Source organism: Neobacillus sp. BF23-41 (assembly GCF_041106275.1).
On sequence record NZ_JBGBPR010000005.1, the window covers coordinates 135,258 to 147,740 of the forward strand.

Here is a 12,483-nt window from a genome sequence, read left to right on the forward strand (position 1 = left end):
TTTTCAAAAAACAAAATACATTTTAGGGAATTTGCATGCCAAATAGTTCAAGAAAAGAGCGTTCAGTTATGATGAGGTCTTCGAAAATACATATAGTTAGTTGGTTAAGGCATTGAAATTGGAATTTCTAACGTATTTATTTTTGATCCATCTTTTGCTGAGTAAACAAATAATTCAAATTTTGCATTATTAGTAGATACTAAACCTTTTTCGAAAGTGATTTTAAATTCACCCCACGCAGGTGCACCTGCTGTTTGGTAGTTACTTTCTTTGACCACTTTCTCGCCATCATAAAGAGCATATTGAAACACCCCTTCAAATACTTGGGCTTTTCCGGTTATTGTGAGTGTATCTGAAGTTTCCGTGACGACAACATCTTTAAACACTTCATTTTGATACACTTTTTCCTCTGGTTCAGGTGTAACAGGCTCTTCAGGTTTGGATGGATTTTCTCCCTTTGGTTCAGTTACAGGTGGTTTATCTTTCACCACGTCTTTTTGTTGGTTACAAGCCGCTAAACTGATTGCAGCTATTATCATCGCGAACAAAAAAGCAATTTTCTTCATCATTTTATCCCACCTATTTTTCTTTTAACTTATTATATTGTATTTCTTTTCATAAAAACCCTGTTTTTAAACATCGAAACCAAAAGAAATATAATCCGTCTATTTTTTTGAGGTGGTAAGGTGGATTTTTGTAGTTTGAATGGATTTATTATTCACGGATAAAATATAAAGGTAAATACTAATCGCTCATTTATTTGCTTAATGAGAAAATTAGAGGTGCAAAATGAAGAAATCAAAAATGCTATTAATATTACTGTTTGTTCTTCCCTGGCTTTCATTCCCTCTATTAGGTCGGAGAACAATAATTAGATTTTTACCCGCCACTATTTTAATTAGTGTCATCTCAAAAATATTATACACGATAGGTAAAAAGCGTAGGTGGTGGTTGTTTTATACAAAAGTAAATTCTAAAATAAGCGGTGACACTGCATTTGTATTTGGTCCTTTCTTTCTTTCAGCACTCTGGATTCTTAAATTGACATACAGTAGATTTCCTTTGTATCTAATTACAAATATCATAGTTCATATTTTATTTGATGTTTGGGGATTAAAACTTTTAAAACGAACACGAATAGTTACATTAGTCAGAATAAATCCATTCCAGCATTTTTTGTTCCTTCAAATGAGAGCCTTGCTTTTATATAGCTTTCAATTATTGTTTGAGAAAATAAGAAAATATAAAAAGCCTTTATTGAATAAAATCAGTCAATAAGGGTCTTTTTTTTTGCCACCTTCTTCTTCAACTAAGAAAGCTGCCCCAATATAAAAGTGGGACATCCTTGTTTTATATAATTGATTAAATCGATCAATCGGTCTGGATGGAAGTAACATTCTTTAAAACCTTGTCTATTTTTCTCTTAGGTTATGAATAAACAGGCTGTTTTATTAGGACAGTATCATCCCGTGATACATATAAATACAGTGTAAATATATTTATAAAATTTATGGGGGAGAATTTTTTATGAGTGAAGACATGAATAATGACATCAATAAATATTTCATAGGAAAAGTAATCAGGGTTGATCGAGGCGGACCAGAATCCAGAATTGGGATGTTACTGGATGCAAGTGAAGATCATCTCTGCCTTCTGACGGAAGAAGACGGAATCTTATACTACAACACTAAACATATTAAAAGTTTTACAGATAAAATAAAGGGTGAAATGGAATTCAACATTGAAGTTCCTAAAGATTTGAAATTTAATAAGGCGGATAATTTCCAAGACCTGCTTGACTCATTGAAATTAAAATGGGTACAAATTAATCGTGGCGGTCCTGAGAGGTTAGAGGGTGTAATCAGTGATGTAAGTAAAAATTTTGTTTCTTTGATCCATAATGAGGAATGCGTTCGTCTTTCCAAGTTCCACATTAAAAATATTAGTCATGGAGTAAAAGGTGAAAAGGCTGAATCCAAAAAACAAAAGTCAGGTCAAAATAAAAAAAATAAGACCAAAAGTAGCAAAAAGGGACCCTTGCATAAAACAGCTGTTAAAGATGCTGATCTAACAAATCTCTTATCCTCGATGGAAAAGTTTTTACGAAATTATTCAAAAAACAAATGAATTTAAATTAGAAACATTTGGGTATAAGTCTTGCACCTTTTAGTTCAAGAAGGAGCCTCAATATTTTAATTAGAAAAAGCAGGCTAGGTTTCCCTATTCCTGCTTAAATCCCATTAGCTCCGATATATGTACTAATTCAATGTTGTTAAACGATAACCCCCTAATTTTTGACCCTCTAGTGAATACCATTAATTCCATTATATTACTTTAAATTCAAGAATACTTTATTAAATTTTGTACCTTTATGAACATTTACCTTGTTCAGCTAGCCTGCTCACATTAAAAAAACTATATATCAGAGGTATAAAGTTTTTTATTAAATAGTATAAATATAGTATTCCGGGCATAAATCTCTCCAACCTAGTTCGACATATTTACTGTTCCTTCGGAACATTGGGATCGCTTCAACATTAGAATTTGTCAATTCAACCTCATTAAAAATACTAATGTGCAAAAAGTGTAAGAAAATTTAGGAGGATTTTATTTCATTAAGCATTGCGTTTAAATTATATAAATTTTGTAAATGATGAGACTAAAGTTTACGAAAAATCTTAAAAACCACAATAGATTGAAGCCTATTGTGGTTTTTAGTCTACTCTCATGAAAAATGTTTTTAATATAAGAATAATTGATAAAAATGTATTGGAGGTTTTTATGCATGTCTTTAAGTCAAGTTCTACAAAAACGCATTATTTTTCACCAATATAAAAATTGGTATGTGCTGGATGATGAATTTTATTGGGACATCAAAACATTATACAATACTATTTTTAAATACTTAGACTCAAATTTTAATATTCCAGTTATTTTTTGTTCTATTCGTCAAGCGAATAAAATTATTTGTGACTTAGGTGATGAAGAAGATGAATATTTACGATTCGCTTCAGGTATTTATTGGAGAGAATTAAAGATTATCTTTATTTTTCGCTTCAGTGAATATATCCCATTAATTGAGACTCTTTTTCATGAATTTCGTCATGTTATGCAAGACTTCAATCCTGATTTTAGACATCATTTTGAATGGGATAAAAAATTACCTTATCTAGAACGAACGACTGAAATTGATGCCTTTCAATTTGCTAAAGAAAAAACCAATGAATATCTAGCATCTGAATCATATAAAATAGTTGACTTATAATCAGTTCAAAAAAGGAACCCCTTCCACTCACGGGAGATAAATCCTTTCTGGTTATATTTTTTTGTTTCGAGTTGGCAAAACTCAAAAACATTGTTTTACTTTGGAACAACTAAACTAATTTCAATCAAAAGAACCCATTGTTTGTAATAATTCATTTGATTGTGGAGTGACGTAAATGGTTCGGCTTGGAAAAGCAACTTCCACTCCCTCTTCCTCTAATATCCCCATGATTTCTAAATTGATTTCATGTTTAATTTTAACGTGTTCTGCCCAAACAGTAGAATTCGTGAAAAAATAGATAAGAATATCGAGACTACTCTCATTATAATGATCGAATGCGACCATAATCGTATCCGGATGGATCTCTTCATGAATTCTCAAAAACTGTTCAATCCGTTTAACGACTATTTGAATTTGTTCTTTGGTGGTTTGATAGTTAAGTCCTAAGTGGAAAGAGATTCGTCTTTTCCCCATACGACTCCAATTGGTAATGGCCTCGTTTGCAAGTGTCGCATTTGGAACTGTAACTAGAGCTTGACTAAAAGTGCGAATTTTAGTACTTCTGAAATTAATATCTTCTACTATACCTTCCACGCTAGGTGTTAAAATCCAATCTCCAATGGAAAAAGGTTTTTCTGTTACAATCACGATTCCACCAATTAGATTTCCAACCGCTTCTTTTGCAGCTAAAGCAAATGCTAGACCCCCTAACCCAAGGCCTGCCACCAACCCATTTACGTCATAATCAAATTCCTGGCCAATAATGCTTATACTGATTGCAATAATGATGACACGGATCGTTCTTGATATAAACGGTAAAAGAATTAAATCAATCTTATTGTTGATCTTTTGATTAACACTAATTAAGATCCCCGTAGTAGGAGATGACAAATTAAACAATCCCCATGTAATTAAAACAATCACCATGGAACGTAAAAATTTTAAAAATAACGCATTATGTTGTTCTATAAAAGGGAAATAATCCATTGCTAAATACAAACCTACAATGATAAAGAACCATCCTAAAGGACGTTCAAACCCTAAACAAATTTTTGTGAAAAAATCAGTCGGTGTTTTTCTAGACAATTTTAAAATCAACTGAAACACATACTTTGTAAATAAGTTTCTAAAAAGAATAAATAAAACCAAAATACCTATAGAAATTCCTAAATTTTTTAACATATCATAGTCTATCCCCGCCATTGAAACAGCCATGACAAATGAACCAAAAGACATTCTAATATACCTTCTCTCTTTTTACGATAATTTTTTAGCACCACAATTGATAGAAAACTCGATGTTACGTGGAAAATTAAGACCCACGATCCCCGGCTATTGAAATTATTACATCCTCATATAATAACTTTTCAAACAAGATATTTGAATACAACAAAAGTCTTAGATTATAGAAATAATTCTGCTTCAGAAAATGGTGAGAGTTGAAAAAGGAAGGGTCTAATCATCTGTAAGCAATTATACAAACTACAAAACGGGGACAAAGGTTACTGTACTAAACGGGGTTCATACAACTTATTAGGGCTGATTCTTCAAATCAAGCACCCATTAGTTCAACAAGGAAATCTATCAAATAAGGTTTATGTTCAATTAATAACACGATTTATATATAATATAATGTAAGAATCACATGATCAGTACTCATCATAATCAGAAAGGTGATATTAGAATGGAAAATTTTTATCTGTTTGTCATTATGTGTATTTTTCTAATCATTTTACCCGGTCCCGATACGGCAATTGCTACAAAAAATACTGTCACAGTTGGGAGAATCGGGGGTCTTAAAACAGCTTTAGGTACTTGTTGTGCCCTTCTAATACATACTTCTGCTGCTGTATTAGGGCTTTCAGCCATCATTGTGAAATCAGCATTATTATTTTCTGTCTTCAAATACGTTGGCGCTGTTTACTTAATTTATCTGGGTGTTAAGACATTATGGTCTTTGAAGAAAAAGGAAGAAACAGCAAGCGTTGAGATGAACACAAAAAGCCAGTTTGTAAACAAATCTTGTTTTAAACAAGGGTTCATTACAAATATCCTAAATCCCAAAGTTGCTGTCTTTTTCTTAACCTTTTTGCCTCAATTCGTGGACTCTGGAAGTAATACCTTTATACCGTTTCTTATAATGGGTATAACTTATACTGTATTGACTGCCGTTTGGTTTTTACTTTATATCTATTTAATTAATCAGATTAGTTCATTTATGAAAAAACCTAAAACACAAGATATTATTGAAGGAATCACGGGTACTATACTGATAGGTTTCGGTATAAAACTAGCTCTTGAAAAGACTCATAATTAGCTCATTTTTATTTATATGTAAGACCCTTGATTTCCCTAAATCAAAGGGTCTTATTTTTTGCCGGAATAAAAAAAGCAGATCAGATTTTCCATGGTACCAATCGGAAAAATGATATAAAACTTCTTGTTAAGAACAGATAAAACATACTCAAAACAGAATTGGGGGACACTAAAGATAGGAGATGATAGATGTGAAATTAAAGATATTAATCTTATCTTTACTTGTTGTATTTTCTTTTGTTGCGCCGCAATTCATAAAAGCTGACAGGATCTCTGAAATTAAAGTCATATCAGTTGAAGCCAATCCGTTTATGAACGAACTCATTCTGACGAAAGAATACAAAGAAAAATTTAATAAACAAATATATGGACCTGGTTATTTTCCCTTTAAGATTACGCATGTGAGCGGGAAGATTTCTGGCGAGAAAATTACTTTATATTATAAGAATGTGAAAACGCCCTGTGTAGTGAAAATACAAGCAGAGCCAACGGCAGGCGAAATCATTTTGCCAAAAGGGAACATGTATAAACCAACAAAGCTTCAAAAAGGCTACAAAGGTTTTATCGGGGAATTACCGGAGGGATATGAATTAATCTTGTTAATCCATAATATCCAGTACAACGTAAAGTTGGTTGGTAACAGTACCAATTATAAACCATCTAAAAGTGATTTAATTAAGGTCGTAAATTCGATGTTACCATCCAAATGACGACTGCAGCGCCAATTTAGGCGCTTTTATCTTTTTCATTGGAATTCCACGCTACTGCTCCAAATAAAGCTCTAATGTTTAATACAATCCATTTTATTGCTTTTTTCATCTTCTGCACCCCTTTGTTTCATCCTTATGCTCAAATCTGATAACATCGAGGTAGTTTTTCTTGTTCAAAACTATTCTGTCCCGTTAGCATATTAACAAAAAGGCTGCCCTTTTATCGCAGCCAGTTATGAGAAAGACATCCCCTTTTCATATCTGCTTTATTTTTATACGAATTTTTCCAGAAAAAGGGTTCAATATAGTTTGATAATTTGAGCCACATTTATTTCATTTTACCGCGGTCTCGTATCCCCATATAACTCACCTCGTAATCATTATATACGAACAAAAGTTCTGTATATACACAAAAATAAATAGGACCAATTTAGGTCCTAAATTTAAAATCATTAGTTGATACTTGTTTATTAATGAATGATCTTAGAATCATTGCACTCTGTACATTAAATAAATTTGATCTGCGATATAATCTGAACTAAAATGAAGCCCCTTCTTTATCCACCACATGATGATGCCTACCAATGAGGCTGTTTTAATATCAATCGCAACATATTCAGCTGGTAAATCCTCCTTGCTATTCTTCCTTCTTGTTCCTACTAATTGTTTTAATAATAAAAACAACTTCTCCTCGAACTGATTCATATTAAATAAAATAAGTAAATAATTACGATGGATATATAAATAATCAAGCAATTGTGTTAGCTGCTGTTTTTCTGATAAATCCTTTGCATGTATTAAAGCAACAATTTTATCAGATAACTCATTTAATATTTCATCGGTAATTTGCGTTAGTAAATCTTGAATATCCTGATAATGTAAGTAAAATGTTGTCCGATTTAATCCTGCTTTGGCTGCGACTTTCTGAACCGTTAAATTTGAAATATCGTAGTCCTCTGAAAGAAGCGAAAAGACAGCATTTTTAAACATTTCTCTTGAACGTATTGTACGAGGATCTTCTTTTTTGATTATAGACATTTTAAACTCCTTTATCGATTTTCTTTTCACTTTCTCAACAATACCTAAACCTATGTAGAGTAGTAAACATTTTCAAAAAAACTGTTCATTGTTACGAACATATATTTTTGTTACTATGGATTTTATCGACACATTGTCGAGAATGCAAGTCTTAAATAAAGGAGTTTATGAATGAATAAGGAAATAACCGAAAGTAATAAAAAAATCTTATTAATTGTATTGATTGCAGGCTGTTTTTTATCAACCTTAAATCAAACTTTGTTAAATGTTGCATTAAGTAGTTTCATGGACATATTTCATGTAACAGCTTCAACTGTACAATGGTTATCAACAGGTTTTATGCTAGTAAACGGTGTTTTAGTACCCATTACGGCCTTTTTAATGAAACGATTTACAACAAGGCAGCTATTTATTAGCTCGATGTTCTTTTTATTAATCGGGTCTGTACTTTGTGCATGTGCGATGAATTTTGGCATGCTCTTAACGGGAAGAATGATTCAAGCCATTGGTGCTGGAATTATTATACCTCTATTGATGACAGTTATTTTATATTTGTATCCTAGCGAAAAGCGTGGAAGTATTATGGGAACAATTGGCTTTGCAATGATTTTTGCACCAGCCATCGCTCCTACATTATCTGGTTTTATCATTGAATATGTATCATGGAGATGGCTATTTATTGGGTTAGCCCCATTTATATTAATCGTCATTGTTCTTGCGTTTAAATATTTAATGAATGTTGCAGAAACATCAAAAGCGAAATTAGACATCGCAAGTGTCATTTTATCATCGATTGGTTTTGGATGTATTTTATTTGGATTTAGTAGTGCGGGAAGCAAGGGATGGGATGATCCCATAGTTATTACAACAATTATCGTAGGAATAATCGTTACGACTCTATTCTGTTTACGTCAAATAAAATCCAACGATCCATTATTAAATTTATCCGTATTTAAGTATAAAATTTTCACTATTACTTCGTTCATCAATATCCTAATTACGATGATTATGTATGCGGATTTAATCCTTTTACCCATTTACTTACAGGATGGAAGAGGTTTTTCAGCTTTTGAGGCAGGATTGCTTTTATTACCAGGAGCTGTGATAAATGCTTTCTTATCACCTGTCACAGGTAGAATGTTTGATAAATACGGTGCTCGACCACTCTTTATTACAGGTTTATTATTTATCATTATTTCCATGTGGGGAGTAATTGATTTAACCGAATCCACAACCTTTATGTATTTAATGATTCGGACCTGTATTTTACGAATAGGATTAAGCTTTATTACGATGCCTTTAAATACAGCAGGTTTGAATGCTTTACCAAGAGAATTGGGTTCACATGGTTCAGCGGTAAATAATACCGTTCGCCAATTAGCAGGTGCTATTGGAACAGCAGTTGTCATCACAGTGTATACAATTCAAGCAACTTCACATGCTTCACAGCTATCTATAGAAAATGAAAACATTTCAGCTAAGCAACTTGCGGAATTAACTTCTATCTTCAGCTCAAGTGATGCCTATGTATTCATGTTAGCTTTTTCTTTTGTGGCGTTAATTTTTGCATGCTTTATGCCTAAAAAAGCCGTAATACAAAAAAGCCAAAGTTAATCATATAACAGATTAAATTAACATTATTATTCATCGTATTTAAAATGAAAGCATATCTGAGACTTGTCGGATATGCTTTATTTTCAATACTGTTCCTTACGCAGACCCAGTGTGTCCTGTTGTTATTTCGACTTCCTCATGAGGTTTGGTTCTCCATAAGATAAACAACGAGAAAATCACAATTGCGAGACACACCCAATAAACATGACGAAATCCTATAAACTGAGCAATCATACCGCCACCCATATTTCCCACTAGCCTTCCAATGATGGACCCGTTGTAATAAATCGTTGTGGACATCCCTGGTGAACCAGGTAATAAGTCAGTGAAATAGCTTAGTCCATTGCCCATGACAATCGCTACATACGTTGCCTGTAGAAGCTGTGCTGCAATAAGTTGCCAGGATTGGGTCGATATACTTAAGAAGGTATAATAGATAAGAGCTACAAAACAGCCGAACATCATTAAGGAATGGTTCGATATGTTTCTGCCCAGGGCACCTAATAAAAGCATAATGGGAATTTCCAAACCAGCAGAAATACCCACGACTAAAGCGACATCCGTATGCGTACCACGGAGTTCATTTACAATAAACAACGGCGTGTTAATTCCATTAATAGCATTGACTGCAAACAGAAAGATAAAGGAGATAAACGGAAGCATGATTTGCCTGTTTTTAAGTGAAAAGGTGCCTGTGCTTTTGATCTTCCTGTCATTGCGTTGAACAGATTTTCGTTTTTGCAGAAACAGGAATACAAGAGATGCGATCGTTAGATAGATGGCGGATGTCCCTAGAAAAAGTCCCTTGTATCCAAGTGCCCCCAAAATAAATGTACCGACTAATGGTCCTATTAGGAATCCGAGAGATACAAGGGAACGTAATGTAGACCTCGCAAATGTCTTATCATCATTTTGGCTTGCATTTGCGGATTCCTGTGCGGAGGCGTAAATTTGCGGCATGGCAGGAGCCCCTAATCCATTAAAAAGAGTAATCACAATCAACAGAATAATGAAGTTATGAAAAACTAAATAAGAAGCATAACCCAAGGCAGATGAAATCATGGCTATTATTATCAACCATTTTCGATCCAGCCCGCCATCCGATCGTTTAGCAATTAGCGAATTGACAACCACTCCGCTTAATGAACTCACTGCCATGAAAACGCCAAAGGCTCCCACACTCATTCCCAAATCTTCTGTAGCATACAAGGATAAATATGGCTGTGTAATCGAAATTCCGATACCAACCAGCAGCACACAAATGACGAATAAACTATATCCTTTTATTGCAAACAGTTTTTTTACGCGTGTATACAACTTTTAGTCCTCCTCCTTAGTTCTCACACAATTGTTGCTGCTGAAAATGAATTCCTCATTTCCAATCATTTTCTGAGCAACAGTAGGTTCTAGATAATTAGACATTGTATATTCCTTTTTCGTATTACTTACTTGGGATTTAGCTAAGTTTGATGCCTGTTAAAAATAAAAACATTCAGTGACCCCGCAGGTTAAAATTTTCCTATTTGTCGATTCTATTTTCATACTCTGCCGGATAGCGCTCTCCCGAAATCTCGATCCTTGAAAGTGCATCGTTTAAATCACTCTGTTCCTCAGGAGTCAATTCTACTTCTGCTGCGCCAAGATTTTCTTCCAGACGCTCCAATTTCCTTGTTCCGGGAATCGGAATAATTTAATTCCGGACATTAAAAATTTTTTATAAAACTTTGACTTCCTTATTATGCAATAAATGAATAAGAAACCCATTTCCCATTCCTACCAAATGATTGCCTAATACTATCACAGCCAGTTCCTCAATCGGAGAATATGCATTAGAATAGAACTAACAAGAATAAAGAAACAAGGAGGATTCTATGACTGATTCAATCTATAAAAACCAGGTTGAGCTTGCCAAAATTATAGAGAAATATTCAGGACAGGATGGTGCTCACGTAACTGCGATTCCGTCTTTATTTTTTCTTCGCCGCTCCAATGTTACCGAATTAAATCACAGAATTTACAAGCCTTCCATATGCATTATCGTTCAAGGTGCGAAGGAGATATTTCTGGCGCACGAACGCTTTAGGTACGGTCCTAGTGATTACCTTGTTGCATCGGTTGATCTGCCTGTTTCCGGGCAAGTGACGGAAGCCTCTCCCGACGTTCCGTATTTGGCACTCAATCTTGTATTCACACCAAGTCAAATCTTAGAAGTTATAAGTGATTTTAAAATTCAAGGAGAAAAAAAAGGAAATGCTAATCGTGGTATGTTTGTGAGCCCAATTGAGTCATCGATGTTAGATGCGGTAATCAGGTTAGCTCGTTTGCTAGAAAATCCGAACGATATTCCGGCACTTGCTCCTCTATATACGAAGGAAATTCTCTATAGGGTTTTGCAAGGTCAACATGGAGGGTCGCTGGAACAAATTGCAATAGAAGGAAGCTCTACCTTTCTTATCAGAGACGTTATCGAACAGATCATGAATAACTATGATCGCTCTTTTAGGATTGAGGAACTTGCGGAGATAGCAAATATGAGTGTTTCTTCACTTCATCGGCACTTTAAAGAGGTAACCGCGATGAGCCCAATTCAATTCCAAAAACAACTGAGATTACAAAAAGCGCGGCAATTGTTATTGTCCGAGTCAACAGATGCCGCTGATGTCGCATTCCGGGTTGGTTATGAAAGTCCATCGCAATTTAGCCGTGAATATTCCCGCATGTTTGGTTTTCCACCCAAAGAAGATATAAAGCGTTTGAGGGAGAGCTATGACGAAACGATAAACGTTTGAATCCCCTGCCTAATAGTGGGGTTTTTTGTGTGGAGGAAAGGACCATTTTCACGTGCGATGCAAACAAAACTGTAGTTGAAAAGATAAAAATCTTCCCCTACTTAAAAAGGGAAAGATGATGAAAATTATTTTTTTATATAATGAAGCATAGCAAGTTGACCTAATTTTTCTACTTTGGTTAATGTGTAATTTAGAGTAATATCATCTCCGATATAAAGAGAGATTCCTTTCCCTAAAATAATAGGTGCAATGGCAAGTTGGAATTCATCAATTAAATTTTCTTTAAAAAATTCACGAGCTAAGTTTCCGCCACCAATTAACCATATATCTTTACCAGGCTTTTGTTTTATATTTTTAATGAAAGTTTTGACGTCTTCATCAATAAATGAAGCATATTCATCTGATCCACTAACAGATTTAGAAAATACATAATTTTTATAATCACTATAAGGATAATTCATATCAAATCCACGAATGACATCATAAGTTCCTTTTCCCATAACAACAGTGTCAATTCTTTCTAGGAGTGAATTGTAGCCAGAATCTCCTTCTACTTCTGTTGATTCTAACCATTCTAATGTACCATCATCATTTGCAATATAGCCATCAATTGAAGTACCAATGTATAAAATAATGTTACGCTGTTTTTTCATCAATTAACTGAACCCCCTCGGAACATAAACTTGATTTTTCTTCATATAAACCATCTTGTAATTCCGTTGGTACTGTAATAATTTATCGTTAATTTTCA

Annotated in this window: 13 protein-coding genes; 7 read left to right on the forward strand and 6 right to left on the reverse strand. The window is 33.9% G+C overall.

Annotation, left to right across the window (positions count from 1 at the left end; genetic code table 11):
• Positions 1 to 104: 104 nt before the first annotated feature.
• On the reverse strand, positions 105 to 569 hold the full coding sequence (locus AB7942_RS10570; RefSeq protein WP_369446813.1) for a Gmad2 immunoglobulin-like domain-containing protein: 465 nt from the start codon (positions 567 to 569) through the stop codon (positions 105 to 107).
• A 220-nt stretch (positions 570 to 789) separates the two neighbouring features.
• Between AB7942_RS10570 and AB7942_RS10575 the strand changes: the two genes are divergently transcribed.
• From AB7942_RS10575 to AB7942_RS10585, 3 genes are all read left to right on the forward strand, one after another.
• Complete coding sequence (locus AB7942_RS10575) at positions 790 to 1,278, forward strand: hypothetical protein (protein WP_369446814.1); 489 nt, start codon at positions 790 to 792, stop codon at positions 1,276 to 1,278.
• Positions 1,279 to 1,527: 249 nt separating this feature from the next.
• A complete protein-coding gene (locus AB7942_RS10580; protein WP_369446815.1) occupies positions 1,528 to 2,127 on the forward strand; it encodes a hypothetical protein in 600 nt (199 codons plus the stop codon).
• Between the two features lie 658 nt (positions 2,128 to 2,785).
• Positions 2,786 to 3,265 carry a DUF3920 family protein gene (locus tag AB7942_RS10585; protein ID WP_369446816.1) on the forward strand — a complete coding sequence of 160 codons (480 nt, stop codon included), beginning with the start codon at positions 2,786 to 2,788 and terminating at the stop codon, positions 3,263 to 3,265.
• Positions 3,266 to 3,385: 120 nt separating this feature from the next.
• Here AB7942_RS10585 and AB7942_RS10590 read toward each other — a convergent pair whose 3' ends face one another.
• Positions 3,386 to 4,501 (reverse strand): mechanosensitive ion channel family protein, encoded by a 1,116-nt coding sequence (locus AB7942_RS10590; protein WP_369446817.1) that lies wholly within the window; start codon positions 4,499 to 4,501, stop codon positions 3,386 to 3,388.
• Positions 4,502 to 4,949: 448 nt separating this feature from the next.
• Between AB7942_RS10590 and AB7942_RS10595 the strand changes: the two genes are divergently transcribed.
• Positions 4,950 to 5,582 (forward strand): LysE family translocator, encoded by a 633-nt coding sequence (locus AB7942_RS10595; protein WP_369446818.1) that lies wholly within the window; start codon positions 4,950 to 4,952, stop codon positions 5,580 to 5,582.
• A gap of 190 nt (positions 5,583 to 5,772) precedes the next feature.
• Positions 5,773 to 6,291, forward strand: coding sequence for a hypothetical protein (locus tag AB7942_RS10600; protein WP_369446819.1), 519 nt, complete (start codon positions 5,773 to 5,775; stop codon positions 6,289 to 6,291).
• A 489-nt stretch (positions 6,292 to 6,780) separates the two neighbouring features.
• Here AB7942_RS10600 and AB7942_RS10605 read toward each other — a convergent pair whose 3' ends face one another.
• Complete coding sequence (locus AB7942_RS10605) at positions 6,781 to 7,329, reverse strand: TetR/AcrR family transcriptional regulator (protein WP_369446820.1); 549 nt, start codon at positions 7,327 to 7,329, stop codon at positions 6,781 to 6,783.
• Between the two features lie 171 nt (positions 7,330 to 7,500).
• On the opposite strand from AB7942_RS10605, the gene AB7942_RS10610 reads away from it, so the two are divergent.
• Positions 7,501 to 8,943, forward strand: coding sequence for a DHA2 family efflux MFS transporter permease subunit (locus AB7942_RS10610; protein ID WP_369446821.1), 1,443 nt, complete (start codon positions 7,501 to 7,503; stop codon positions 8,941 to 8,943).
• Positions 8,944 to 9,039: 96 nt separating this feature from the next.
• On the opposite strand, the gene AB7942_RS10615 is transcribed toward AB7942_RS10610, so the two are convergent.
• Both AB7942_RS10615 and AB7942_RS10620 read right to left on the reverse strand, forming a co-directional pair.
• Positions 9,040 to 10,260 carry a sugar efflux transporter gene (locus tag AB7942_RS10615; RefSeq protein WP_369446822.1) on the reverse strand — a complete coding sequence of 407 codons (1,221 nt, stop codon included), beginning with the start codon at positions 10,258 to 10,260 and terminating at the stop codon, positions 9,040 to 9,042.
• A gap of 202 nt (positions 10,261 to 10,462) precedes the next feature.
• Entirely contained in the window at positions 10,463 to 10,606 is a 144-nt protein-coding gene (locus AB7942_RS10620; RefSeq protein WP_369446823.1) for a hypothetical protein, read from the reverse strand.
• Positions 10,607 to 10,814: 208 nt separating this feature from the next.
• On the opposite strand from AB7942_RS10620, the gene AB7942_RS10625 reads away from it, so the two are divergent.
• On the forward strand, positions 10,815 to 11,732 hold the full coding sequence (locus AB7942_RS10625) for an AraC family transcriptional regulator (RefSeq protein WP_369446824.1): 918 nt from the start codon (positions 10,815 to 10,817) through the stop codon (positions 11,730 to 11,732).
• Positions 11,733 to 11,857: 125 nt separating this feature from the next.
• Here AB7942_RS10625 and AB7942_RS10630 read toward each other — a convergent pair whose 3' ends face one another.
• Positions 11,858 to 12,385, reverse strand: a complete 528-nt coding sequence (locus tag AB7942_RS10630) for a dihydrofolate reductase family protein (protein ID WP_335712517.1) — start codon at positions 12,383 to 12,385, stop codon at positions 11,858 to 11,860.
• Positions 12,386 to 12,483 lie beyond the last annotated feature (98 nt).

What these genes read in the sequence shown, in the direction of transcription:
- AB7942_RS10610 (WP_369446821.1), top strand. Translation starts at nt 7,501, where the DNA reads ATGAATAAGGAAATAACCGAAAGTAATAAAAAAATCTTATTAATTGTA.
- AB7942_RS10595 (WP_369446818.1), top strand. Translation starts at nt 4,950, where the DNA reads ATGGAAAATTTTTATCTGTTTGTCATTATGTGTATTTTTCTAATCATT.
- AB7942_RS10575 (WP_369446814.1), top strand. Translation starts at nt 790, where the DNA reads ATGAAGAAATCAAAAATGCTATTAATATTACTGTTTGTTCTTCCCTGG.
- AB7942_RS10570 (WP_369446813.1), bottom strand. Translation starts at nt 569, where the DNA reads ATGATGAAGAAAATTGCTTTTTTGTTCGCGATGATAATAGCTGCAATC.
- AB7942_RS10580 (WP_369446815.1), top strand. Translation starts at nt 1,528, where the DNA reads ATGAGTGAAGACATGAATAATGACATCAATAAATATTTCATAGGAAAA.
- AB7942_RS10585 (WP_369446816.1), top strand. Translation starts at nt 2,786, where the DNA reads ATGTCTTTAAGTCAAGTTCTACAAAAACGCATTATTTTTCACCAATAT.
- AB7942_RS10605 (WP_369446820.1), bottom strand. Translation starts at nt 7,329, where the DNA reads ATGTCTATAATCAAAAAAGAAGATCCTCGTACAATACGTTCAAGAGAA.
- AB7942_RS10625 (WP_369446824.1), top strand. Translation starts at nt 10,815, where the DNA reads ATGACTGATTCAATCTATAAAAACCAGGTTGAGCTTGCCAAAATTATA.
- AB7942_RS10590 (WP_369446817.1), bottom strand. Translation starts at nt 4,501, where the DNA reads ATGTCTTTTGGTTCATTTGTCATGGCTGTTTCAATGGCGGGGATAGAC.
- AB7942_RS10630 (WP_335712517.1), bottom strand. Translation starts at nt 12,385, where the DNA reads ATGAAAAAACAGCGTAACATTATTTTATACATTGGTACTTCAATTGAT.